The 22,773-nt window shown below is 52.0% G+C and carries 25 protein-coding genes and 1 pseudogene; 1 reads left to right on the top strand and 25 read right to left on the bottom strand.

Annotated elements, in window-relative coordinates; translation table 11 throughout:
• Positions 1 to 47 precede the first annotated feature (47 nt).
• The gene (locus tag ACTQ3K_RS00205; protein WP_441564557.1) at positions 48 to 2,567 is read right to left on the bottom strand and encodes a heavy metal translocating P-type ATPase; all 2,520 of its coding nucleotides are present in this window, start codon (positions 2,565 to 2,567) and stop codon (positions 48 to 50) included.
• 245 nt (positions 2,568 to 2,812) lie between these two features.
• Between ACTQ3K_RS00205 and ACTQ3K_RS00200 the strand changes: the two are divergent.
• Positions 2,813 to 3,189: pseudogene (locus ACTQ3K_RS00200) on the top strand (TnpV protein).
• A 200-nt stretch (positions 3,190 to 3,389) separates the two neighbouring features.
• Here ACTQ3K_RS00200 and ACTQ3K_RS00195 read toward each other — a convergent pair.
• The 24 genes from ACTQ3K_RS00195 to ACTQ3K_RS00080 all read right to left on the bottom strand — a co-directional run bounded on the left by ACTQ3K_RS00195 (position 3,390) and on the right by ACTQ3K_RS00080 (position 22,749).
• Positions 3,390 to 3,680, bottom strand: coding sequence for a zinc-ribbon domain-containing protein (locus tag ACTQ3K_RS00195; RefSeq protein WP_441564555.1), 291 nt, complete (start codon positions 3,678 to 3,680; stop codon positions 3,390 to 3,392).
• A gap of 22 nt (positions 3,681 to 3,702) precedes the next feature.
• Positions 3,703 to 4,362 carry a hypothetical protein gene (locus ACTQ3K_RS00190; protein ID WP_441564553.1) on the bottom strand — a complete coding sequence of 220 codons (660 nt, stop codon included), beginning with the start codon at positions 4,360 to 4,362 and terminating at the stop codon, positions 3,703 to 3,705.
• Positions 4,363 to 4,920: 558 nt separating this feature from the next.
• Positions 4,921 to 5,949 carry an alpha-hydroxy-acid oxidizing protein gene (locus ACTQ3K_RS00185; protein WP_441564551.1) on the bottom strand — a complete coding sequence of 343 codons (1,029 nt, stop codon included), beginning with the start codon at positions 5,947 to 5,949 and terminating at the stop codon, positions 4,921 to 4,923.
• A 181-nt stretch (positions 5,950 to 6,130) separates the two neighbouring features.
• Positions 6,131 to 7,423 carry a SpoIVB peptidase gene (spoIVB, locus tag ACTQ3K_RS00180; protein WP_441564549.1) on the bottom strand — a complete coding sequence of 431 codons (1,293 nt, stop codon included), beginning with the start codon at positions 7,421 to 7,423 and terminating at the stop codon, positions 6,131 to 6,133.
• 146 nt (positions 7,424 to 7,569) lie between these two features.
• Entirely contained in the window at positions 7,570 to 9,240 is a 1,671-nt protein-coding gene (recN, locus tag ACTQ3K_RS00175; protein ID WP_441564547.1) for a DNA repair protein RecN, read from the bottom strand.
• Between the two features lie 23 nt (positions 9,241 to 9,263).
• Positions 9,264 to 9,713 carry an arginine repressor gene (gene argR, locus ACTQ3K_RS00170; RefSeq protein ID WP_441564546.1) on the bottom strand — a complete coding sequence of 150 codons (450 nt, stop codon included), beginning with the start codon at positions 9,711 to 9,713 and terminating at the stop codon, positions 9,264 to 9,266.
• 17 nt (positions 9,714 to 9,730) lie between these two features.
• Entirely contained in the window at positions 9,731 to 10,555 is an 825-nt protein-coding gene (locus ACTQ3K_RS00165; protein ID WP_441564544.1) for an NAD(+)/NADH kinase, read from the bottom strand.
• The gene (locus ACTQ3K_RS00160; RefSeq protein ID WP_441564542.1) at positions 10,552 to 11,346 is read right to left on the bottom strand and encodes a TlyA family RNA methyltransferase; all 795 of its coding nucleotides are present in this window, start codon (positions 11,344 to 11,346) and stop codon (positions 10,552 to 10,554) included. The genes ACTQ3K_RS00165 and ACTQ3K_RS00160 overlap by 4 nt, the downstream gene beginning before the upstream one ends.
• Positions 11,343 to 13,211 (bottom strand): 1-deoxy-D-xylulose-5-phosphate synthase, encoded by a 1,869-nt coding sequence (dxs, locus tag ACTQ3K_RS00155; RefSeq protein ID WP_441564540.1) that lies wholly within the window; start codon positions 13,209 to 13,211, stop codon positions 11,343 to 11,345. Before dxs ends, ACTQ3K_RS00160 begins: the two co-directional genes overlap by 4 nt.
• Positions 13,212 to 13,227: 16 nt before the next feature.
• Positions 13,228 to 14,115: a polyprenyl synthetase family protein gene (locus ACTQ3K_RS00150; protein ID WP_441564538.1), complete on the bottom strand. Its 888-nt coding sequence runs from the start codon at positions 14,113 to 14,115 to the stop codon at positions 13,228 to 13,230.
• A complete protein-coding gene (gene xseB, locus ACTQ3K_RS00145) occupies positions 14,105 to 14,311 on the bottom strand; it encodes an exodeoxyribonuclease VII small subunit (RefSeq protein ID WP_441564537.1) in 207 nt (68 codons plus the stop codon). Before xseB ends, ACTQ3K_RS00150 begins: the two co-directional genes overlap by 11 nt.
• Positions 14,304 to 15,518 (bottom strand): exodeoxyribonuclease VII large subunit, encoded by a 1,215-nt coding sequence (gene xseA / locus ACTQ3K_RS00140; RefSeq protein WP_441564535.1) that lies wholly within the window; start codon positions 15,516 to 15,518, stop codon positions 14,304 to 14,306. Before xseA ends, xseB begins: the two co-directional genes overlap by 8 nt.
• Before the next feature lie 73 nt (positions 15,519 to 15,591).
• Positions 15,592 to 16,002: a transcription antitermination factor NusB gene (gene nusB / locus ACTQ3K_RS00135; RefSeq protein ID WP_441564533.1), complete on the bottom strand. Its 411-nt coding sequence runs from the start codon at positions 16,000 to 16,002 to the stop codon at positions 15,592 to 15,594.
• Between the two features lie 80 nt (positions 16,003 to 16,082).
• Positions 16,083 to 16,469 carry an Asp23/Gls24 family envelope stress response protein gene (locus tag ACTQ3K_RS00130; RefSeq protein WP_441564531.1) on the bottom strand — a complete coding sequence of 129 codons (387 nt, stop codon included), beginning with the start codon at positions 16,467 to 16,469 and terminating at the stop codon, positions 16,083 to 16,085.
• Positions 16,470 to 16,635: 166 nt separating this feature from the next.
• Positions 16,636 to 17,337, bottom strand: coding sequence for a SpoIIIAH-like family protein (locus ACTQ3K_RS00125; RefSeq protein WP_441564529.1), 702 nt, complete (start codon positions 17,335 to 17,337; stop codon positions 16,636 to 16,638).
• Positions 17,338 to 17,356: 19 nt separating this feature from the next.
• Complete coding sequence (locus ACTQ3K_RS00120) at positions 17,357 to 17,935, bottom strand: stage III sporulation protein AG (RefSeq protein ID WP_441564527.1); 579 nt, start codon at positions 17,933 to 17,935, stop codon at positions 17,357 to 17,359.
• Between the two features lie 20 nt (positions 17,936 to 17,955).
• Complete coding sequence (locus ACTQ3K_RS00115) at positions 17,956 to 18,531, bottom strand: stage III sporulation protein AF (RefSeq protein WP_441564525.1); 576 nt, start codon at positions 18,529 to 18,531, stop codon at positions 17,956 to 17,958.
• 17 nt (positions 18,532 to 18,548) lie between these two features.
• On the bottom strand, positions 18,549 to 19,670 hold the full coding sequence (locus ACTQ3K_RS00110; RefSeq protein ID WP_441564524.1) for a stage III sporulation protein AE: 1,122 nt from the start codon (positions 19,668 to 19,670) through the stop codon (positions 18,549 to 18,551).
• Positions 19,667 to 20,047, bottom strand: coding sequence for a SpoIIIAC/SpoIIIAD family protein (locus ACTQ3K_RS00105; protein ID WP_441564522.1), 381 nt, complete (start codon positions 20,045 to 20,047; stop codon positions 19,667 to 19,669). Before ACTQ3K_RS00105 ends, ACTQ3K_RS00110 begins: the two co-directional genes overlap by 4 nt.
• Positions 20,048 to 20,072: 25 nt before the next feature.
• A complete protein-coding gene (spoIIIAC, locus tag ACTQ3K_RS00100; protein WP_441564520.1) occupies positions 20,073 to 20,267 on the bottom strand; it encodes a stage III sporulation protein AC in 195 nt (64 codons plus the stop codon).
• A gap of 16 nt (positions 20,268 to 20,283) precedes the next feature.
• A complete protein-coding gene (locus ACTQ3K_RS00095; RefSeq protein ID WP_441564518.1) occupies positions 20,284 to 20,802 on the bottom strand; it encodes a stage III sporulation protein AB in 519 nt (172 codons plus the stop codon).
• A gap of 17 nt (positions 20,803 to 20,819) precedes the next feature.
• Positions 20,820 to 21,737: a stage III sporulation protein AA gene (gene spoIIIAA, locus ACTQ3K_RS00090; RefSeq protein WP_441564516.1), complete on the bottom strand. Its 918-nt coding sequence runs from the start codon at positions 21,735 to 21,737 to the stop codon at positions 20,820 to 20,822.
• Positions 21,738 to 21,921: 184 nt separating this feature from the next.
• Positions 21,922 to 22,440 (bottom strand): DUF4854 domain-containing protein, encoded by a 519-nt coding sequence (locus tag ACTQ3K_RS00085; protein ID WP_441564514.1) that lies wholly within the window; start codon positions 22,438 to 22,440, stop codon positions 21,922 to 21,924.
• Positions 22,441 to 22,518: 78 nt separating this feature from the next.
• On the bottom strand, positions 22,519 to 22,749 hold the full coding sequence (locus ACTQ3K_RS00080) for a hypothetical protein (protein WP_441564512.1): 231 nt from the start codon (positions 22,747 to 22,749) through the stop codon (positions 22,519 to 22,521).
• Positions 22,750 to 22,773: the final 24 nt, after the last annotated feature.

The raw sequence follows: 22,773 nt of genomic DNA, 5'->3' as shown, positions 1-22,773 counted from the left end.
GATTCTTCCGGAGTGCTCCGGGGTTCATCGACTTCTCCCGTTCGGTCTTATTCGATTCCCGTTACGGTATAATCCTTATCCTCGACCGCTTTTTTCAATACCGCATTGTCAACCTCTTCCTTTAACGTTACGACTGCGGTTCCCGCCTCATGGCTTACCTCTGCGCTTTCCACACCGGGAACTGCCTCCAGTGCTTTCTTTACAGCTGCCTCACAGTGTCCGCACATCATACCGTTGATTTTCATTGTCCTTACCATCGCATTGTTCTCCTTTTTCTCTTTTTGTTTTTGCTTTCTTTTTTTATCTTTTTTTGTACTGCGGATATTGAAGAAATTAAGCCGCAGTGCATTCGATACCACACAGAAGCTGGATAAGCTCATGGCCGCCGCCCCGAACATGGGGTTCAATTTCCAGCCGAAGCGCGGGATCCAGACACCGGCTGCCAGCGGGATTCCGATGACATTATAGAAGAATGCCCAGAACAGGTTTTCATGGATATTTCTCAGGGTTGCACGACTCAGCCTGACTGCTGCAGGAACATCGAGAAGCCGGCTCTTCATCAGTACCACATCTGCCGCATCAATGGCAATGTCGGTTCCTGCTCCGATAGCGATTCCGATATCCGCTCTGGTAAGCGCCGGCGCATCATTGATCCCGTCACCGACCATGATGACACTGCCCTTTTTCTTTAATTCCCGGATCACGCTTTCCTTTCCGTCAGGAAGAACACCCGCAATTACCCGGTCTGCACCGGCCTGGGCTCCGATGGCTCTGGCTGTACGCTCATTGTCCCCGGTCAGCATTACCACCTCGATCCCCATGTTCTGAAGCTCCCTCACGGCCTGAGGGCTGTCCTCCTTGATGACATCCGCTACGGCGATGACACCGAGGAACCGTTCTCCGAAGCTGAACAGCAGCGGCGTCTTTCCTTCCTCCGAAAGGGCATGGATCCGCGCCTCCAGCGTTTCCGGAACTGCCGTCTGTTCCTTCATATAGGTCATGCTTCCGCCAAAAAGCGTTTTTCCGTTCAATTTTGCTGACAGTCCGTTTCCGGGGAGTGCTCTAAACTCTGTGACCTCTGCCGCCGAAAGCCCCAGCTCTCCGGCCTTTTCCGTGACAGCCCCTGCCAGCGGATGCTCACTCTTTTTCTCCAGCGCATAAGCGTACTGTAAAAGCTCCTGCTCCTTTACGCCCTCTGCGGGGATCACATCGGTAACCTTTGGTTCACCGTTTGTAATAGTTCCAGTCTTATCCAATGCAATGATCCGTGCTTTTCCGGTTTCCTCCAGGGAGGCAGCTGTCTTAAACAGGATTCCGTTCCTGGCCCCCATGCCGTTTCCGACCATGATGGCCACCGGTGTTGCAAGCCCCAGTGCACAGGGACAGCTGATGACCAGAACAGAAATCCCTCTTGCCAGCGCATAGGCAACGCTCTGCCCGGCAATGAGCCATACGACCATCGTCACAACGGAAATGGAGATCACGGTAGGCACAAACACGCCGGAAACCTTATCGGCCACCTTGGCGATGGGCGCTTTTGTCGCAGCCGCATCACTTACCATTTTGATGATCTGGGACAGGGTCGTATCCTCGCCCACCCGGGACGCCTCACAGCGGATAAAGCCAGACTGGTTCACGGTTGCCGCCGAAACCGGATCTCCGGGGACCTTGTCCACCGGAATACTCTCTCCCGTCAGTGCCGATTCGTTGACCGCGCTGGTTCCTTCCAGTACCACACCGTCCACGGGGATATTTTCTCCAGGCCGCACTACAAAAATATCGCCCTGCTTTACCTGTTCGATGGGAACGGCTTCTTCCTTTCCGTTCCGTACAAGCGTTGCCGTCCTGGGAGCCAGCTTCATCAGGCTCTTTAACGCATCCGTGGTCTTTCCCTTGGATCTTGCCTCCAGCATTTTTCCAACGGTGATCAGCGCCAGGATCATGGCTGCCGATTCAAAATAAAACTCATCCATATAAGTCATGACACCGGCCATGTCGCCGTGCACCTGCGCATCTGTCATGGCAAACAGGGCGTAGACGCTCCATATAAATGATGCGCCGGAGCCGAGGGCTACCAGCGTGTCCATATTGGGCGAACGGTGGATCAGCCCCTTAAAGCCGTTTATAAAAAACTTCTGATTGATGACCATGACGATCCCTGCCAGCAGCAGCTGGACCAGTCCCATGGCCACATGATTTCCTTCAAAAAACTTCGGCAGCGGCCAGCCCCACATCATATGACCCATGGAAAAGTACATAAGCACCAGCAAAAATCCCACTGATGCGATCAGCCGCCGTCTGAGAATCGGTGTCTCTCGGTCCTTCAGCGCGTCTTCCGAGGCTTCTGCTCCTCTCGCAGCCTGTTCCTCCCCTTTTTTCGAAGCGCCGTAGCCTGCTTCCTCCACCGCCCGAATGATCTCACTGGGAGACGCCGTTCCCTCGATGCCCATGGAATTTGTCAAAAGGCTTACTGAGCAGGACGTAACACCCGGCACCTTTCCAACTGCCTTTTCCACCCGGGTCACACAGGCCGCACAGCTCATTCCTGTCACGGTATATTGTTCCATCTTCGTTTCCTCCGGTTTCTGTTGGTCCGTTTTCTTTAACTGTCGTTATTATATACCCCTACAGGGTATATGTCAAGCCCTTCATTCACCAGATTTTCCAAAAACGCAAAGAATACACGCTGAAAAAAACAGGAAACAGCCGAATGATGAGGTGCTGTAACGAAGGTTTTGAAAACAAGTGGTAAAGACAATCGGTACGGTATATTGCAAAAATAATCTTAAATTTATATTTGGAGGAAACTGCAATGAAATCATTATTTGAACAAATGGGTGGCACTTATCGTGAGGAAAACGGTTATCTCATTCCCACTCTAACCTTACCCAATGAAGAACAAGTTGAGATTGGTGTATGGGGACAAAGACATTTGAGATATATTAAGAATCATCATCACAAGGTGCGATATGTCAATCTGCTTACAAGCGGCAAGTTAAATGTCTATCTCGCTGACATTGACAAGCAGGCTGAGGAGTTGTTTTTTTTCGGCTCGTAAAACAGATGGCAGAGCGTGAGGGCGTGACGGAAAAACTCAAAGCAGACAATCAAATGGAGTGGGTAGCTCGGATGAATAGCATCCGCAGCAGAGCCACAGAAATCGTATACCACGATATAATTTATACCTAAACAACAACGGCGGCAGTGAGATTAGTATCTCACTGCCGTCGTTATTTTAATCATCATCTTCATCGTTAGACCAACCGGATATAATATGTAATTCTCCAAAAGAACCGTCAACATATTTTTCTAAAATTTTATCTGTCGTTTCTTCTCTAAACACATCACCAATTGCAGGTATATTAGATTCAATATCATTTGATATATTATTAAAAAAACGAAACAGCAAGAATTACAAAAATGATTTTTAAAACAATTTTAGTAATAAAGCCAATCAAGGCACCTTTGCCTGCATACTTAGCTCGTTTGGGTTTCTTTTCTTCGTATATGAGAAAGAGGATGAAACCTACAATCGGAATAAAAAATCCCAAGATAGCGAATCCCAAACTTGAACTATCTTCAGAAACATCGGCATTTGGCTTATTATCAATCCGTGCTCCGCAGTTATTACAATATGATGAAGTATCATCTACAGTTCTACCACAATTTTTACAATACATAATAACTTATCCTCCGCTTTTGTTATCGATAATATCCATTTTGCTGACAGACTTGATGAATTGTTTCAGCAAAAATTGATCTAGACTTTTTATTATCATCAGTGTTTGTATTCTTCTTATCTATGTAATTATCTCTGACTTGTTGCCACAGTTTATGTTTTTTAACCCACTCAATTTTGTTCGGTAGAGCATAATACCCTTTGGGCTGATATTCCCACGAATAACTGTGTTGTTCTTTGTTATAGCGAATATATTGTTGCCGTCCATCGCTACACTCATATATAATACAAAAGTCACAACTATACAAGATACAAGAGTTGGCTCCATCTTTTACTTTGATGGTGAGAACACGGGTGGAATCTTCGGTGTAATCATATCCGAAAATCGAATATCCATAGGGATTAATGATTTTATCGAGACCTTTACGAAGAATGTTTCGGATTTCTTCGGCAGAATAATCTTCGTCCGGATCATTCACTTCAATATTTACATCAAAGTCAAAACCCTCGTTAGATTTTCGGTCACGAGTTATCATATTTCGTTTGCTACTGCCCACAAAATGATATTGAAAAGTAAAATCATCTCTTACTTCGTTTTGTAATCTGTGGATAATTTCAAAAAGTTCATCTCTAATCGGTTTCCATTCTTCTTTTGGAACATACTCGAAATCGTGCATAATCATAATATCTCCTTTTATCCCAAGCCGCCCAAATAGATTTTACTGAATCTAAATTATATTATTATATACTCATTATACGTAAATGTCAACATTTTTTCAATAAATTCAGTATTTTTTCAAAAAAGCATTGACTAATATACATTCTGTACAGTAAAATAAAATCCCTCTTATGAGGAACTACAACTGAATAGATGTAAGATTGAGATGTGGCAACACCACCTAAAGCCTGCGGTATGCTAAGAGAAAATACCGTCACCCACCACTCTATGTGTTTTGGTGCTGTTAGCGAGTGATTGGGTGAGAAAAATTTTTGAGGAATTTTTGTAAAAGCACTCATCGACAACGGCGAACAGAACGAGGTTTACTACAAGGCTGTTGGAATCATCAATATTTCTGATGAGGATTGCGTTGCCCTCGATGGCAGACTCGGTATGCAAAACCGAAAGAAGAAAACAGCCTGATAACGCAAAGCGGCGGCACAGCTTTCGCTGTACCGCCACCTTACATAAATACTTCGTTATCGCACCTCGGCTAAACCGCTTCCTGCTTTATTCTTCCTTCCTACTCTCTGGGATACCGGATCATTCTCGGTGAAATATCCGAGATCTTTCTGGCTCCGCACATATACATGGTATCGCTCAGCTCCTGCCTGATCTTGTCCAGGTAACACTCGATCCCCTCCTGGCCTCCGCCATAATAGGAAATCAGAACCGGACGGCAGATCAGGCACATGTCCGCACCCATGGCCAGCGCTTTGAAAAGATCCAGGCCGGAACGGATCCCGCCATCCACCAGGATTTTTGTTTTTCCTTTTACAGCTTCCACGATCTCCGGCAGAACCTCCGCCGTTCCTGGTGTATCAGAAAGCACCCGGCCTCCGTGGTTTGACACGATGATCGCGTCCGCACCTGCTTTTACGGCTTTCTCTGCTGCGTCCGCTGTCATGATTCCTTTGATGATCATCGGTGTTTTTGCATACGCTTTTAATTCCTGTAATTCTTCAACGGTCTTTGTTCCGCCTTTCCCGCGCAGCTTTCGCAGATGGGGAAGACCCGCGCTATCCACAACGACACACATGGCTTCCGGCAGGATCCCGCCCTGATACAGATCCATCAGAGCTTCGATCTTCTCGACAGTATCGGGGTTATATACCGGAATTCCGTTGTTTCCGTGGCTGCGTCCTGAGGCAATGGCCTGATCACAGATCCGTTTTTCCGGACCATTTCCAAACGCGTGCATGATCCCTCTGGATTCACATGCTGCCATACATTTTTCATTAAAATCACTTACATCATCCGTTGGATTGAACTGTAACTTAATTGATCCGATGGGTGCCGTGATCAGCGGAAACGCAAAAGCTCTGCCAAACAGCTCTGTGGAAGTGTCCACCGGACTGTTTTCCACAAAGGTATCCATGTTCAGCTTAATACGGCGCCATGCCTTATAATTGTCATTGGCTCCGTTCCCCGGTGCTTTTGACCCCGGACCCGGCATCAGATTTCCGCATCCAAGTCCGTTGCATACCGGACAGACCTTGCAATTCGGTCCGATGGTTTTTCTTGCTTGTTCCAAAACTTCTGAATACTCCATTCCCCATTCTCCTTTATCCGTTTTGTTTTCACTCCCGTGTCCGCCCGTTTCCGTCTGTACGGCGGTTAATTTCCTCCCGGCGTCTACCTTTCCATTCTAACCAATCACTCTCTTTCCGTCAACCGGCTGCTTTATTTCTTTTACAGGCTGTTTTTCTGTCTGATCACACGTTCCTAACTGATCACTCCGCTGCCTCCAGCATATCTTCCAGAAAGATCCCGTACCCTTTGGTGGAATCGCTGATAAAGACATGGGTGACGGCGCCGACAAGCCTTCCGTTCTGAATGATCGGGCTGCCACTCATGCCCTGGACGATCCCGCCGGTCAGTTGAAGCAGGCGTTCATCTGTGACCTGGACCACCATACCCTTGTTTCCGGAGGCTGCCGGATCTGCTTTTAAGATCTCGATCTCATATTCCTGCACGGTTCCGTCCGCGGGGCAGCGGATCACTGCCGGACCCGGCACCACATCCTGCTTGAAGCCGACAGGAAGCGGTTCATCATCCGGGATCTGATCCGCTTCCAGGCTTCCGAATACACCTGCTTCTGTATTCTTTTTCACAGTCCCGAGGATTCCGTTTCCATATACGATAGTGCCGAGAAGCGAACCCGGCGTTCCGGACCGGCCGCGGATCACATCCTGAATATTTGCCTTCTCCAGGGTTCCGCCGGAGACCTCAAACCTCTTTCCTGTATCACTGTCGCTCATGGCATGGCCTAAAACACCATATCTTCCGTTTTGGTCAGCGTATGTCAGCGTTCCGATCCCCTGGGCATCATCCCGTACCCAGATTCCGGCTTTTATGCTACCATCCTCGGTTTTGACTGTTTTCACTCTCGTTTCCAGGATTTCCTCCTCCCGGCGGATTTTAAACGTACATGCCCGGCCTTCTGTCCCGGAGATGGCCTCGATTAACGTCTCCTTATCCGGCGTTTCCTTCCCGTCTGCTTCCAGAATATAATCACCGGACTGCAAAGCGCCGTAGGCCGGCTCCGTCACCACACCTTGTTCATCTGTCAGCTCACTGGTTCCCACCACCATGACTCCCTCTGTTTCCAGATAGATTCCAACTGCCTCGCCGCCTGGGATCAGTTCTTTCTGTTCCACTGCTTCTACCTGAATCTCTTTTAACGGCAGCCAGCCGAACAGCTTCACGGTCATGCGGTAGCTTCCTGTTTCCGAACAGGACAACGTAAACGCTTCACGTCCGCCTACCGCCACCGGCTTTCCGGTGATCCGCGCCGCACCCTCCGGGATATTGGAGGGTGTTCCAAGCGCCACCTCTTCATCATCGGATTCCAGTGTTCCGCCCAGGGGAATGGAAAAGCGGAACTGATCCTCCTCTCCGGTGATTACATGAAGTTTCCCCGGAATCCTCCCGCGAAGATACCAATATGAAAACAGACAAGTAAAAAGGATCATGAACCAGATAAACCGGATCAGGATCCTTCTGTAAGTTTCTTTTCGCGTCATGGCCTGCCCTCCTGTACTCTGGACTTGCGCTCCGAAAACCGGATCACTCGTTCTTAGTATGGACAGAACCAGAAATCAAATACGGGATATTTTTTCCGTACAATCTAAAATGATATCCTTCAAAAAAAACTATATCCAAATTGCTTTTACCGATAGCTCTTCGCCAGCGTTTTCATCTCTCTGGCATTCTCCTCCACGGCATCGGTAATGGTCACGCCGCCCAAAAGCCGGCAGAGCTCGGCGATCTCCTGATCCTCATCAAGCTGCTCCACTCCCGTGATGGTCCGTCCGTTTTCTACCTTCTTTTCGATCTTATAATGGCAGTCTGCCATGGCTGCGATCTGAGGCAGGTGGGTAATGCAGATGACCTGATGGCTCCGGCCGATGTCATGGAGCTTCTCCGCCACTTTCTGAGCCGTCCGGCCGCTGATTCCCGCATCGATCTCATCGAAGATCAACGTTCCGATCTCGTCCGTATCGGCAAGAACCGCCTTGATGGCAAGCATGATCCTGGAAAGCTCACCGCCGGAGGCCACCTGGCCAAGCGGCTTCAGGCTCTCACCGGGATTGGTGGAGATCAGAAATTCCATTTCATCAAAGCCATTCTCCGTCACGTGATCCTTTTTCGTAAATTCCATAGAAAACTGAACATCCAGAAAATTTAAATCTACCAGCGCCGAACGAATGGATTCGGTCAGATGGAGCGCTTCCACCTTTCGGATTTCCGATAAGGAAGCGGCATAGGTCATAACCTCCTCCTCTGCCTCCAGAAAGGCTTCCTCTGCCTGCTGCTTGCGTGTATCAAAATCCAGAAGCTGATCCCGGCGTCCCTGTCGTTTTTCAAGCGCCTGCATCATCTCTTCATAGCTGTCGCCGTATTTGACCTGGAGATTATGGAGCGCATCCAGCCGCTTTTCCATCTCCTCCAGTTCCCCGTCCTCAAACTCCAGCTCCTGCACATATTCATAAAGCGCCCGGTTCAGATCCCCCAGAAGACTCTCCACTTCCTCCGCCTGGGAAAGAAGCGGCGCCACGCTCTCATCATATCCGGCCGCTTCAAAAAGCTCCCGCACGGCACGTCCCAAAAGCTCCTGCGCACCGCTCTCATTTCCCGCATAGCCACAGGCACGCCCCACACTCTCGGCAATCCGGCGGCTGTTGGCAAGAAGACGGAACCGGCTCTCCAGTTCCTCAAGCTCCCCCGGCTTTAACCCGGCGCCCTCCAGCTCGCCAATCTCATAATTCAAAAAATCCAGCTCCCGGATCCGCTCTTCACTGCCGATCTCGTAGCTGTCCCGTTCTGCTTTTGCTTCCTCATAAACCCGGTAAGCATCTGAAAGCTTTCTCCGGACAGGTGCCTCCTGGTTTTTTGCATAAGCATCCAGAATCTCCAGATGCTTCGCCTTATGGATCAAAGACTGGTGCTCATGCTGTCCGTGAATATCAATCAGCAGGCCTGTCACGGCCCGCAGCCTGGCAGCGGTCACCGTCTCATCGTTGATCCGGCAGATACTGCGTCCCTGAGAAAGCCGTCTGGCAATGAGCACAGATCCGTCCTCGTCCGGTGTAACACCAAGTGCCTCTAACGCTTCCCGCTTTTCCTCTTCCACACTGAATAACAGCTCCACACCGGCCGCCTCGCCGTCATCCCGCAGGAGACTTCTGGATACCTTGGCCCCCAGCGCCATATTGACTGAATCGATCAAAATGGATTTTCCGGCCCCGGTCTCACCGGTTAAAATATTTAATCCGTCGCCCAGGCTCACATCGGCCTCGTCGATCAGCGCCACGTTCTTTACATGCAGGTTCAGTAACATGTACTCCTCCTTTCAGGACACTTTCAGGACATGATCCGCCGGAGCTTCTCCATGACGATGATCGTATCATCCATGCTGCGGTTGGCACACATGATCACATCATCCCCGGCAATGCAGCCGACGATCTCATGAAAATGAAGGGCATCCAGCGCTGCCGCCACCGCCATGGCCATACCGGAGACCGTTTTGATCACCAGGATATTCTGTGCCATATCCATCGAAACAAACCCGTCCCGCAGGATCCGGATATATTTGTCATTCAGGCCGCTGTCTGCTTTATGGAGAACCACATATTTCTGATGGCCGCCATCTACCGCCACCTTTGTCAGCTTCAGCTCCCGGATATCTCTGGAAACCGTTGCCTGAGTTACCTTGAACCCGGCTTCGTTCAGCTTTTCCGCCAGCTCCTCCTGGGTTTCAATATCATATTTTCCGATCAGTTCCACAATTTTGCTGTGGCGCTCTATCTTCATGGCTTCCGCCTCCTTTTTTACTCTGCCGACATTTTATGACGGAGCGTCTCCAGAAATCCGATCCGGCTGAGCTTTAAGATCTTTGTGGTCTGCTCCGCTTTCCGGATCTCAATATAATCGCCCTTCCGGAGCGGGAACTGGCTGTCACTGTCAAAGCCTGCCAGTACCTCGGTATCGGGCCGTCCTGCCGGAGATGCCGGTTCCAGCTTGATGGTACTCTGATCTGAGAACACAATGCTCCGATTCAGCATTCCGTGAGGTGCCACCGGAGTCATAACCAGAAGCGATGCCGTCGGCTCCACAATGGGACCTCCCGCCGACAGACTGTATGCGGTCGAGCCGGTAGGAGTGGCTACAATGATCCCGTCTGCCGCATAGGCACTTAAAAACTCCCCGTCCACATAAACATTAAACCGGATGATCTTAAAGCCGGATCTTCTTCCGATGACAATATCGTTGAGTGCCATGTCCTCATACACCGGTTTCCCGTTCTGGCAGACCGTTCCCTTTAACATCATGCGCTCCTCGATTTCCGCCGGACCACGCTCCAGAAGCTCGTTCAGTCCCTCCTCGGCCTGATGGATATCCAGCTCTGCCAGATACCCCAGGGTCCCTAAATTGACACCGAGAAGCGGCACCTCGCTGAACCGCAGTTCTCTGGCCGCCTGAAGAAGCGTTCCGTCTCCGCCTAAAACCAGGGCACAGTCTGTATGGGCTTCCATCGGCGCTTCCGATGCCAGGGTACAGGAAACACCCTTTCCCTCCAGCATGGCGCGGATCTTATTCGTCACCGCAAGCTCCGGGTCCTTCTGTCTGTTTGTGATGATGTAAAAACGTTTCATTTCAGTTCCTCATGGGCACGGCGGACAATCTCATTGGGATCGATTCCGGCCTCGTCCGTTCCGTTTTTCTCCAGATGGAGCAGATATTCAATATTTCCCTCCGGTCCCTTGATAGGAGAAAATTCCAGATGCTTCCGGCCAAAGCCCAGCTCCTTTGCATAATCCATGACCTTCTCGATCACTTCCAGATGAGTTTCCGGCTCCCGAACAACCCCTTTCTTTCCGACCTTTTCCCGTCCTGCTTCAAACTGAGGCTTGATCAGGCAGACGATCTCGCCATGGTCTGTTAAAATCTCCCGGACCGGAAGAAGGACCTTGGTAAGGGAAATAAAGGACACATCAATGGACGAAAACTCCACCGGAACACCGATGTCCTCCGGTGTCACATAGCGGATATTGGTCTTTTCCATGCAGACCACCCGTTCATCGTTCCGAAGCTTCCAGGCAAGCTGGCCCCGTCCCACATCCACGGAAAACACCTTCACGGCGCCGTTCTGGAGCATACAGTCGGTAAATCCGCCGGTGGAGGCGCCCACATCCATGCAGACCTTTCCAGCCAGTGTGACACCGAAATGGGTCATGGCCTTCTCTAACTTTAAGCCTCCGCGGCTTACATAGCGCAGAGTCTGCCCCCGCACCTCAATGGGTGCATCGGCTGCAAAGGAAGCTCCCGCTTTATCCTCCCGCTGCCCGTTCACAAAGACAATGCCCTCCATGATCATGGTCTTTGCCTTCTCTCTGGATTCCGCCAGTCCTCTGGAAACCAGCAGCACATCTAATCGTTCTTTCATTGTTTCATGCTCCTCCACGCCGTTTCTGTCTGTTCTGCCAGGCTGTCTGCCGAAAGCCCCAGAGTATCCCGCAGCGTTCCCACCGGACCCTGCTCCACAAACCGGTCCTTAATGGCTCCGCTTAACACTCTCGCCGCGAGCGCCTCTTCATTGAAAAACGCCGACACCGCTTCGCCATAACCGCCGGCCTCCTCATTGTCCTCCAGCACCAGAAACAGCCGGTGCGTTTCAGCCAGAGTACGCAAAAGCTCCCGGTCCATGGGCTTCACAAACCGGACATTGACAAGGCTGGGCGTATAGCCGTCCGCCGAAAGCCGCTCATATACCGCCTGCGCCGTCTCCATCATGGCGCCTACCGAAAGAATGGCGATCCCGCATCCGTTATAGATCCGCTCGCTTTTCCCAAGCTCGATGGGCGCCCGGTATTCCCGCAGCCCGCTGTAAGCCGTACCTCTCGGATAACGGATCGCAAAGGGAGTTCCAAGCTGTAAGCCAAAGGTCAGACCGTCCCGCAGCTCATATTTGTTTTTCGGTGCAAACACTGTCATATTGGGCATGCCGCTCATATATGACAGATCAAAGGTTCCATGATGGGTCTCTCCGTCACTGCCAACCAGTCCTGCCCGGTCAATGGCAAAAACCACCGGCAGGTTCTGGAGACAGACATCATGAAGAATCTGATCATAGGCACGCTGCAGGAAGGACGAATAAACCGCTACCACAGGCTTTAAGCCGCCTGCCGCCATACCGGCTGCAAAGGTGACCGCATGCTCCTCGGCAATTCCCACATCATAAAGCCGGTCCGGAAAGCTCTGTCCGAACTTCTTTAATCCGGTTCCCTCCGGCATGGCTGCCGTTACTGCCACAATGGACGGATCCTTTTTTGCCTCCCGGCACAAGGTATGGGAAAATGCCTCCGTCCAGCTGATCCCGTTCTTCGGTGCTTTCGCCTTTCCTGTTGCAATGTCAAAAGGCGAAACGCCGTGAAAATGAGACGGATATTTTTCTGCCGGAGCATAGCCCTTTCCCTTTTTCGTCTTTACATGGATCAGGACCGGACGGTCGATCTTCTTTGCTTCCTCAAAGATCCGCACCATCTGGTGAATATCGTGCCCGTCCAACGGTCCCACATAGGTGATGTCCATATCCTCGAAAAACATGCCCGGCACCATCATCTGCTTCAGTGCCATCTTGGCCTGGCTGATATTGGCCGCCAGGGATTCGCCCACACCCGGGACCTTGGAAAGGCTCTTTCTCACATCCCGTTTTAAATGATTATAGCCGCTTCCCAGCCGGATCTTGGACAGATAACTGGAAAAGCCCCCTGTGCTCTCTGAAATGGACATCTGATTATCATTGAGAATGATCAGAAAATTACTCTTTAGCTTAGAAGCATTATTAAGTGCCTCATAGGCCATTCCGCCGGAAAGCGCCCCGTCACCGATGACCGACACCACCGTATAGTGCTCTCCCAGCTGATCTCTGGCCGTTGCCAGCCCTAATCCCGCCGAGATCGACGTGGAGCTGTGCCCCGTATCAAAGCTGTCGTATTCCGATTCCCGCCGCTTCGGAAAGCCGCTCATGCCGCCGAACTCCCGCAGGGTCTCAAAGCCCTCCCGTCTGCCGGACAGCAGCTTATGGGTATAGGACTGATGTCCCACATCCCAGACGATCTTGTCCTCCGGCAGATCCAGCGCCAGATGCAGTGCGATGGTAAGCTCCACCACACCTAAGTTAGATGCCAGGTGACCGCCGTGCTCGCTTACCTTCTCGATCAGAAACTGGCGGATTTCTTTTGCCAGTTCCGGATAGCGGGCCGGATCCAGAGCCTTTAAATCCTCCGGATTATGAATTTCCTCTAACATGGTAATTGTTTTCCCTCTATTTTTCTCTGTGGATCAGGGTAAGCAGAAGCTCCTCCAGGAACGGATTGCTCACCGGCAGGCTTTTTAAGTTTTCCACTGCGCGGTTGGAATAACGATCCACCTCGTTTTCTGCCTGTTCCAGACCCTCCAGCGTCACATACGTGGTTTTCTCGTTCTTTTCATCGCTTCCGACCGGCTTTCCGAGCACCTCCGATGTACTGGTCACATCCAGGATATCGTCCCGGATCTGGAAAGCCAGTCCCACATCCGAAGCTACCTGCTCCATGATCCGCACCTGTGCATCATCGGCACCGCCGAGAATTGCTCCGATCATTAAAGCGCATTCCAGTAATGCTCCGGTTTTTAACCGATAGATAAAATCCAGCTTTTCCGCCGGAATCGGCTTTCCGGTCAGCTCCACATCGACGGTCTGGCCGCCGATCATGCCGTAAATCCCGGTCTTTTCCGCCAGAACTCCGATGCACCGTCCCACCAGGTCGGGGCGGTCCGTATCACGAAAGGCCTTCGCTGCCGTCTCAAAGGCATAGATCATCAGCGCATCTCCTGCAAGGATCGCCATGTCCTCCCCGTAGACCGTCCAGGTGGTCTTTTTGCCCCTCCGGTATTCATCGGCATCCATAGCCGGCAGATCATCATGGACTAGAGACGACGTATGGATCATCTCGATGGCTGCCAGAAACGGCGAAAGCTCCTTTGCCGTCCGCCCGAACAGCCGGCAGCTCTCCGACATAAGAAGCGGGCGGAGCCGTTTGCCTCCTGCCAGAATACTGTAATTCATGGCTTCCATGACCGTTTTCTGAAATCCGGTCTCCTCCGGAAGAAACGCCTGGATCGTTTTTTCAATATCCCCCACTCTTCGATTCATTTCTTCTTTAAAGCTCATGTAAATCCCCACTTTCGTCCAATACAAGCACGTTCTTCTCCACTTTATCGATACTCTCCCGGCATTCCTTTAATAATGCAAGCCCCCTTGCGTATGCCTCAAAGGATTCCTCCATGGAAAGCTCGTCCCGCTCCAGCTTCTGAATGAGCCCGTCAAGGGTCTCGAAGGTCTCCTCAATGGATCGTGTCTCACTCATGCTCTTCCTCCTTATATACCGCTGTCACCGCTGCATGTACCGTTCCGTCCGCCAGACGGAGCACCAGCTTTTCCCCGTTCTGAACCTCCGACACCGACTGTAACCTTGTCCCGTTCTCCTTTGTCACAAAGGCATAGCCCTTTGTGATCCGTTCCAGCGGAGAACAGCCCTTCAACCGCTGGGCATACAGTGCCAGCCGGTTCTCCTGTCTGGATAACATTCCCTTCATGGCTGCACGGAGCCGGTCCTCCAGATGATCCAGAGTCTGCCGGCCCGCAGCGATCTGATGCTCCGGACGGAATTTCTCAAGCCGCAGCTTCCGCTGATCCAGCTGAAGCCTTGCCATGGTAAGCTTCCGCCCCATTGCACCTGAAAGCCGCCGTTCACAGTCCTTTAATGTCTCGGAGAACGCCCGGTATTCATAAACCGCCAGCTCTGCTGCCGCCGAAGGCGTCGGTGCACGCAGATCCGCCGCAAAATCTGCGATCGTAAAGTCCGTTTCATGGCCCACTGCCGAGATCACCGGTACGGAACAGTCAAAAATCGCCTGTGCCACGGTTTCTTCGTTAAAAGCCCAGAGATCCTCGATGGAGCCGCCGCCGCGGCCGACAATGATACAGTCCGCGCCGTAAGCCTCCAAAGCTCCGATCCCGCGGACGATGGTTCTCGCTGCCCCCTCACCCTGGACCTTCGCCGGATAGAGAATAATCTGGACATAGGGATTTCTCCGTCTGGTGATATTGATGATATCACGGACTGCAGCCCCGGTCTGCGCCGTTACAACCCCCAGCGTCCGGATCATCTTCGGAATCGGCTGCTTGTACTCCTCCGCAAACAGGCCGCGCTCTGAAAGCTCCCGCTTCAGTGCTTCAAACCGCTCATAGAGGTCTCCGGTGCCCTCCTTTTCGATGGCTCTGGCATATAACTGGTATTTGCCATCCCGCTCGTAAATATTCACATAACCGGTCACCACCACCTGCTGCCCGTCCGCCAGCAAAAAAGGCAGACCGCCCCGGTTTCCGGCAAACATGACGGCCGCCAGCGCCGCGGCACCATCCTTCAGGGTGAAATAAATATGACCGGAGGTATGATACTTGCAGTTGGAAACCTCGCCGCGGACCTGGATCCGGCAAAGCAGAAAATCCTGGTCAAACATATTTTTCACATAGGCATTGACCTGCTTTACCGAATAAATATTCTGTTTCATGGTCCCTCCGTTTAAACGCTCCGATCCGTTCGGATCCTTCCGCTTCGTTACTGTTTTCCGTTACCGGCTCCTGTTACTGTTTTTCCGTTACCAGCTTGGCCAGCACACCGTTTACAAAGGACGGAGACTCGTTTCCACCGTACTTTCTGGCGATCTCAACAGCCTCGTTGATGGCCACCCGCTCCGGGATTCCTTCTTCATAAGCCATTTCATAAAGCGCCAGCCGAAGCACGGTCAGATCGACCTTTCCCATACGGCCGGTCTTCCAGCCCTTTGCCACCTCATTGAGCTTTTCGTCCAGCTCCGGCACCTTCGCATAGATATCGGCTACCTTGGTCTGCATGTACCGACGGTCCTTCTCCTCCAACGGCTCCAGCTCCTCCATATACAGCGCCGTCTGTGCCTCAAACTCTTCCTCCGATGCAAAAAATTCCTTTCGGAACAACATCCGGAAAATATGCTCCCGCAATTCTCTTCTGCTCATGTTCTCTTCCTCTCACTCTCCGAAAAAGAAAAGGGTGCCTTTCGCCAGCACCCTTTTTCAGTTCGTTTTGATCTCCATTCCTATCTGGTCTTGTCAATATTCACACCGGCGATCTTTACATTCACATCGATCACCGAAAGCCCGGTCATGTTTTCGATCGCGGATTTTACACGATCCTGAACCTGTGCACAAACCTCCGGAATACTGTACCCGTATTCCATGGTCAGCGTCAGATCCACCGAAACGGAGGTGTCAAGTACATCGACTTTCACTCCCTTTGACAGATTCTTCATACCGAGTCTGCCCACCAGCTCGTTGGTGATGTTTCCGGCCATGGAAGCGACACCCTCAACCTCTGTCGCCGCCAGTCCGGCGATGATTGCCACGACCTCATCTGCGATCTGGACTTCTCCGATCGTTTCCTTATCATGATGCAGGGTATGCGTATTTCTCTTATCCTGTTCCACTGCCGATACCTCCCGTACCTTAAGATTTCAAACGGAGGCAGACGGACGCCTGCCTCGACATTTGTTTCTTATTATAGCAAAAAAACAGGTATTTATCAACCGGATCATGGATTTTATTGCACTTTGCCATTTTTTATACGGAATCATTTCACGCCGGCCCGGCATGTTACTGATCCGGATCCATCAAGGTGATCACCACATCAGCCGCATCGGCTTCGGTCTTTCGCTTCACAATATCCTCGATCTGTGCCCGCTGGGCATCGGTGAGCTCCGTCTTTCCCACCACCACATCAACGGTAGAGCCGTTGATACAGACTACCGAACCGGTAAATCCCTTAGCCCCCAGAAGTGTCTCCGCCGCATTCTCCTTCTCTGCTGTCTCGGTCAGAGCGATCATCTGACTCACAGCCTCGTTTTTCTGATCCTCGGAAAGAGCCGTGTTGTTAATGACCTCCAGAAGCGTTTCCTTGTTTTTGCTCCGCACCTGCTCCCGGCTTAACTGTGCCTGGGATACATAGTTGGTGACTGCGCTTCCTCCGGTTAAGACAGCCTCTCCGGGCGTATCGGCTCCTGCCGTATCAGCGCCTGACTCATCCGCTGTACCAGTCTCCTGTGCCAGCGCCTCCTCCTGTCCTTCCTCGGCCACGGAAATATCCTTCCCTGCCTGATTTTCCGCCAGAAGCTCCTCATCGGAGATTTCCAGAAGCCCGGCCGCCAGTGTACCCTCCCCGGTCTCTGCTGCCGTCGCTGCTGCCTGTTTCTTTCCGGACATCTGAAATTTCCCGGCATAGCTTAAGTACCCCGCTATGGCAATCATCACTGCCAGAAGCGTTAAGATGAACTGGTTCTTCTTCACAATTCGTTTCACAGTACCGCTCCTTTTCAAACTATTCATGAACTCCCTCTAATACTTTAATCTTATGTGCGGGAACCCCGAATAATGCTTCCATAGCAGCCGTGATTTCCGATGCTTTCTGCGGACTTTCACCGCCCTGTGCCATGATAACGATCCCGGATACCTTCGGTGTCAGCTCCTTGACCACATAGGGGAGGTCGCCGCTTCCCGTGAGCACCGTCTGGACCGACTGGTTTTTCTCCTTTGTAAGGCCTGTTCCTCCGCTGCTGTCCGTCTCCTGTACCTGCCGTTCCTCCACAGACGAATCCGTCTGGAGGACCGACTCGCTGCCCGCCTCCAGCGTCACCATGACCTTAACCCTTCCGATTCCTTCCATGGAACCGAGGAGCTGCTCCACCCGCCGCTCCAGTCGTCGTTCATAGACCTCGTAGTCCGTTTCGGTTTCCGAGATGATTCCTCCGCTTTCGTCCGCTGTTTTCTGCTTAGTCGGAAAAGAGATCACCAGAAGCAGAATCCCCACCAGAAGAAGTAAGAGCCACTTCTCCTGCTTTTTGTTTTTGATAAATCCAAAAAAGGCTTTTCGTCCGCCGTCCTTCTGCTGTCCTGTCATAACCGCTCCTCCTTTCCGGCTCACTGTACGGTCACGATCTCCGCATCTACGTCTAGTGCCTGCGCTGCCGCTTCCCGGATCGTTTCCCGTTCGGCATTGGTATAAAAATTCTCCTCTTCATTAAGGATCTGCACCTGCTTTTTCGAGATCACAATGTCCCCCTCGTTGCTTCCATCAAGAAGCGAGACTGTTACACTGCTCACCGAAGCCTGATCCTTTCCCCGCCCGTCGGTTCCCGTCTCGATGCTTACAGACACCTTGGCCTCATAGCCCGCCTTCCGGACAGCCTCCTCCGCCGTCCCAGCCAGTGCCTCCTCATACTGCGCTGTTACCTGCGCCTCATAATCTGCTCCCATGAGCTCCAGCTCCTCCAGAAATTCCTTCTGCTCTTCCTCTTCCTGAAACTTCTTCTCCAGACCCTTCCTGCTTTTCTCCAGTCCGAGAACCGTTCCAAGCGGTGCAAACACCAAAAGGATCAGAAGCATGCCGAGAAAGGATCTCACATACTTTAACTGTTTTCCGTCCGGGAACAGCTTTTCTGTCAGGGAGAGCACAATCAGACAAAACGCGATCCGCCGGATCCATTCCATTACCATCCCTTGCTCCTCCCCCATTAAAGCCCTGCCGAAGGAAATCCGCACACAAGCGCCACCGACAGAAAAAAGAGACAGACTGTGCCTCCGGTCAGCTTAAATAACAGAAGCATCCCTCTGGCCATGGAGGATAAGCACTCGGTTACCCGCTCATCCGCCGCCGGCTGAACCAGTGCTGCCGCTCCCTGATAAAGCAGTGCCAGTACCAGAAGCTTCAACAACGGAATAACCGCCAGAAACAGAAGTGCCGCCAGCGCTGCCGCTCCCATACTGTTTTTGATCAGGTTCGCCATTCCGGCCACCAGTCCGGCTGCCGCACCGGCACTGTTTCCGATTCCCGGAATCGCACTTAAAATCCGCGTTACCGCACCGGTTTTCAGGGAATCCGCTAACGGAAGGACCAGACTCTGGATTGCACCGTATCCCAGTATCACCCCCATAAGCGCCTTCATTCCCCATCCAAGAACCAGCTCCAGAAGCTCCTGCAGTTTTCCCAGCATTTCCTCCCTGGAAATCTGTCCCACCAGACTCACCACCGCAAAAATCTGGATCCCAGGAAGAAAGATCATCCGGAAGCACCACTGGGCCGCATTGACACAGATTAAAATAAACTCATAGGAAAATACGGCTGTCAAAGGTTTTCCCGATGCCGCCACCGACAGGGTGAAGGCCGGAACCAGTGCCCCCATGAAGGCCGTGACCTGGTTCATGACCGTTTCTGCCGACGACACTGCCTCCTGAAATCCGGCAAACAACAGCGACAGCAAAAGAAGATAGGTCACATAAAATCCTGTTTCCCCCGCCTGTTTGTCCCGGAATGCATCAGACAATCCCGAAAACACGGCACCGAACGCTGCCAGAAAAAGCACCTGGCCGAGCAGACGTCGGCCGCCCTTCAGTTCTGAAAAAAAACGATTTTCCAGCCAGGACGGAATCTGAGAAAGCGCCTCCTTTCCCTGCCCTGAAAAAAACTGCTTTGCCAGCTCCGAAAACGAAGGCGGATCCTCTGATGCCTCGTCCAAAACCTCCTGCATGCCGGAATAATCATAGGAATCCAGATCCGTGGCTTCCGATGCTGAAACAGAAACTCCCATAAATATCCATACGATCAGCAGAAGGACGCATAGGTTCCTTCCATTCATGAAAGCAGTCCCCCCATGGTCTCCAGAAGCGCCCGCACCACCGGCATGCTCACCACCAGGATCGACAGCTTTCCGAACAGCTCGATCTGTCCAGCCGCTGAACCGTATCCTCCATCCCGGCATAACGACGCGGCAAACTCCGACAGATAGCTGATCCCCAGCATTTTCAGCAGGATTTCCAGATACTGAGGATCAATGGACGCTGCCGTCCGCAGCTCTTCCAGCGTCTCTGCCAGAAACGACAGCTTTTTTGCGGCATAAAAAAAGATCAGCAATCCCGTTCCGAAGATCAGATACATTCCGTACTCCGGCTTCATCTCCCGAAGCTGCATGGCCATGAGCACCGCAGCCACTCCCACGGCCGCAATTTTGATCATCGTACTCCCTCCTTTCCATCTCTTTTCAGAGAGAAAACAGTTCTTTGATAGACTCGAACAAGTCATAAATATAGGGCACCAGCCAGTACAGCACCAGGATCAGACCCGCCAGGCTGGTCAAAAACGCATGCTCCTCCCTTCCACTGTGCTTCAGCACCTGGCAGATGACCGAAACAAGCACCCCCACTGCGGCAATCTTAAAGATCAGGCTTACTGTCATCTGCCCCTCCTTTCCCTCATATCAGCAATATCGTCAGAAACAGCCCGGACAGCACGCCGAGACAGCCGTACAGCCGCCGCTTCACCGGAAGCTCCCGAAGAAGCTCCTGCCTGCGCTCCTCCAGCTGCTGCTTCGCAAAGGCCAGCGTCTGCAGCTGGGCCACCTTATCCAATTCCCCCAGATCCCGGCCCAGCCCGTCTAAAAAGGCCAGATCATCCGAAGAGAGCCATGCATCGGATAACTCTGCCTTTAACGCACTGCTCCAGTGCTCCGACAAGCGAATGCCTGTACCCTGTTCCATGGCTGCTGCCGTATGGGCAAAAAAACGGTCATACGGTGCTCCCTCCTTCTCTGCCAGCTCGGTGAAGATTTCCCGGAGCGTTCCTCCGCCGAACCGGATTCTCCCTTCTATGAGGCCAAGAATCCGCTTCCATTCCACCAGCTCCCGGTACCGGCCGGAAATCCGCCGGCTCATGGAAAGCCCCATGGCCGAACAGGCTGTGATCACCAGAACTGCCCCGATGATTCTTCCCATATCTGTCCCCCCTGCACTCACCGGTTTTCCTGCCTCCAAAGACTGCGGCCGGTTCCGTCATAAATGACTTTTCCCACTCCAGGCATTCCGTTTTCCGCCCGCCCCAGCACCAGGATCCGCCCGAACATCTGCTCCCCGAGAAGCTCCCCAAGCCCCGGTTTTTTCCGGATCTCGTCCAGACTGCTTCCATGGGCCGTTGCCAGAACAGCGCAGCCGCAGCGGCCTGCCTCCCGCACTGCCTCCACATCCCGTCCTCCTCCCAGCTCATCGACAGCAGCCGCCTCCGGCGCCATGGTACGGATCACCTGGAAAAGCCCCTCCGCCTTCGGTGCTCCGTCCAGTACATCCGTCCGCAGTCCCACCCGGTTCTGCGGTACTCCCTGAAAGCAGGCGGCGATCTCCGACCGCTCATCCACCACACTTACCGTAACACCCCGTTCATCCGAAAGGATCCGCACAAGATCCCGAAGAAGCGTGGTCTTCCCGCAGCCCGGCGGTGACAGGATCAGCAACGACTTTAGTCTCCCCCCTTCCCAGAGATACGGCTCTGCCCAAACACCGCAGCCGATCTGCTCATGGGCCAGACGGATATTTAAACAGGAAACCGGCCGGATCGAGGCGATCCTTCCATTTTCCAGATTTGCCCGCCCGGAAAGACCGATCCGGTGTCCTCCGCGGATTGTAAAAAAACCCTGACGGAATTCCTCCTCATAGGCATACAGAGAATAATTTCCCGCATAGGAAAGGGTCTCCTGAATGTCCCGCTGTCCGGCCAGACAGTCCAGGGAATATTCCTTTCCCCATACCCGGAGAAGCACCGGCCTTCCCACCCGGATCCGTACCTCCTGAAGTCCCGCAAAGGAGATTTCTGTCTTCTCCAGCTGCTTTCGTACCGGCTCTGAAAGGATCTGCAAAAACTCTCTGCCTCCGTTCATCTGCTCACCTGCCTCCTATCCCTACTCTATGAGCCTGTCCCCGGTGACAGAACCGGAAATTGCAAAAAGCCTGAGATTTCCTATGAAAGCGTTTTTTATTTCATAGGACAAACTTTCCTATGAAAAAAACAGGCCCTGTCCGACATGCTTTCTGTCTGAACAGGACCCGTTTCCTTTAGATTTTTTATTCTGCCGCAAACTCTTCCGAATAGATCTCGCTTCCGTCTGCATTCAGATAGCGGACAACCACAACCGGATTCTCCACTTCAACAGCAGCCTTGATGCTGGAAGCCACATTCTTGAAGGTATCAGCCTGGGAAGCCATGGCGTTTTTTAAGGTGTCCGCCATCTGGCTGGTATCCACATTCTGAGAATATGTATAAGTATAAATTAACTTATTGTCCTCTCCGCTGATGCTGATGTCCATTCCGCTGGCGGAAAGGGATTCCTTCAGAGAAGATAACTGGCTCTGGACTGCATCAGACGCTGCAAACTCGGCAACCGAAGCAAACTTTCCTTCTACGATGGTCGGGCTTGTGTCCCCCGTCTCGGTTGTTTCTGCAAGAGTTTCTTCCGTTGTTTCTGCCTCCGCGGTGGTCTCTGCCGCCTTTGTTGTCTCTGTCTTTGATCCACCGCAGGCTGCCAGGCTCATCATCAGAACCGCCGCAGTCGTGCAGATCATGGTTTTCATGGTTTTTCTCATTGCTATTCTCCTCTTTTCTTTAAATCTGCGTTCCCATTATAACGCAGAGAAAGAGTGGTGACAACTGAATTTTTTCTTTTATTTTCCCATATTTTTCAGATCCTGGATCATCTCCAGATCGGAAGGCTGAACCTTCATATTGGCCGTTACCGGCTCTTTTCCGGGTCTGGTCACGGTAATCTCAAGAATCGTTCCTGCCTCCACGCCGCCTGCCAGCATATCATTCCAGAACGCCGCAAACTTCGGATGCGTATCGGAAAATTTCTTTTTCATTCCCATCAGCTTCATCAGCTGTGCCGGATTTACCATAGTTGTGTCCTCTTTTCTCTTTTT

The sequence above is a fragment of the Candidatus Paralachnospira sp. LCP21S3_A2 genome (genome assembly GCF_052118925.1).
Classification (GTDB): Bacteria; Bacillota; Clostridia; order Lachnospirales; family Lachnospiraceae; genus Lientehia.
Note: the sequence above shows the minus strand (reverse complement) of the source record. Positions and strands in the feature narration are given on the sequence as shown.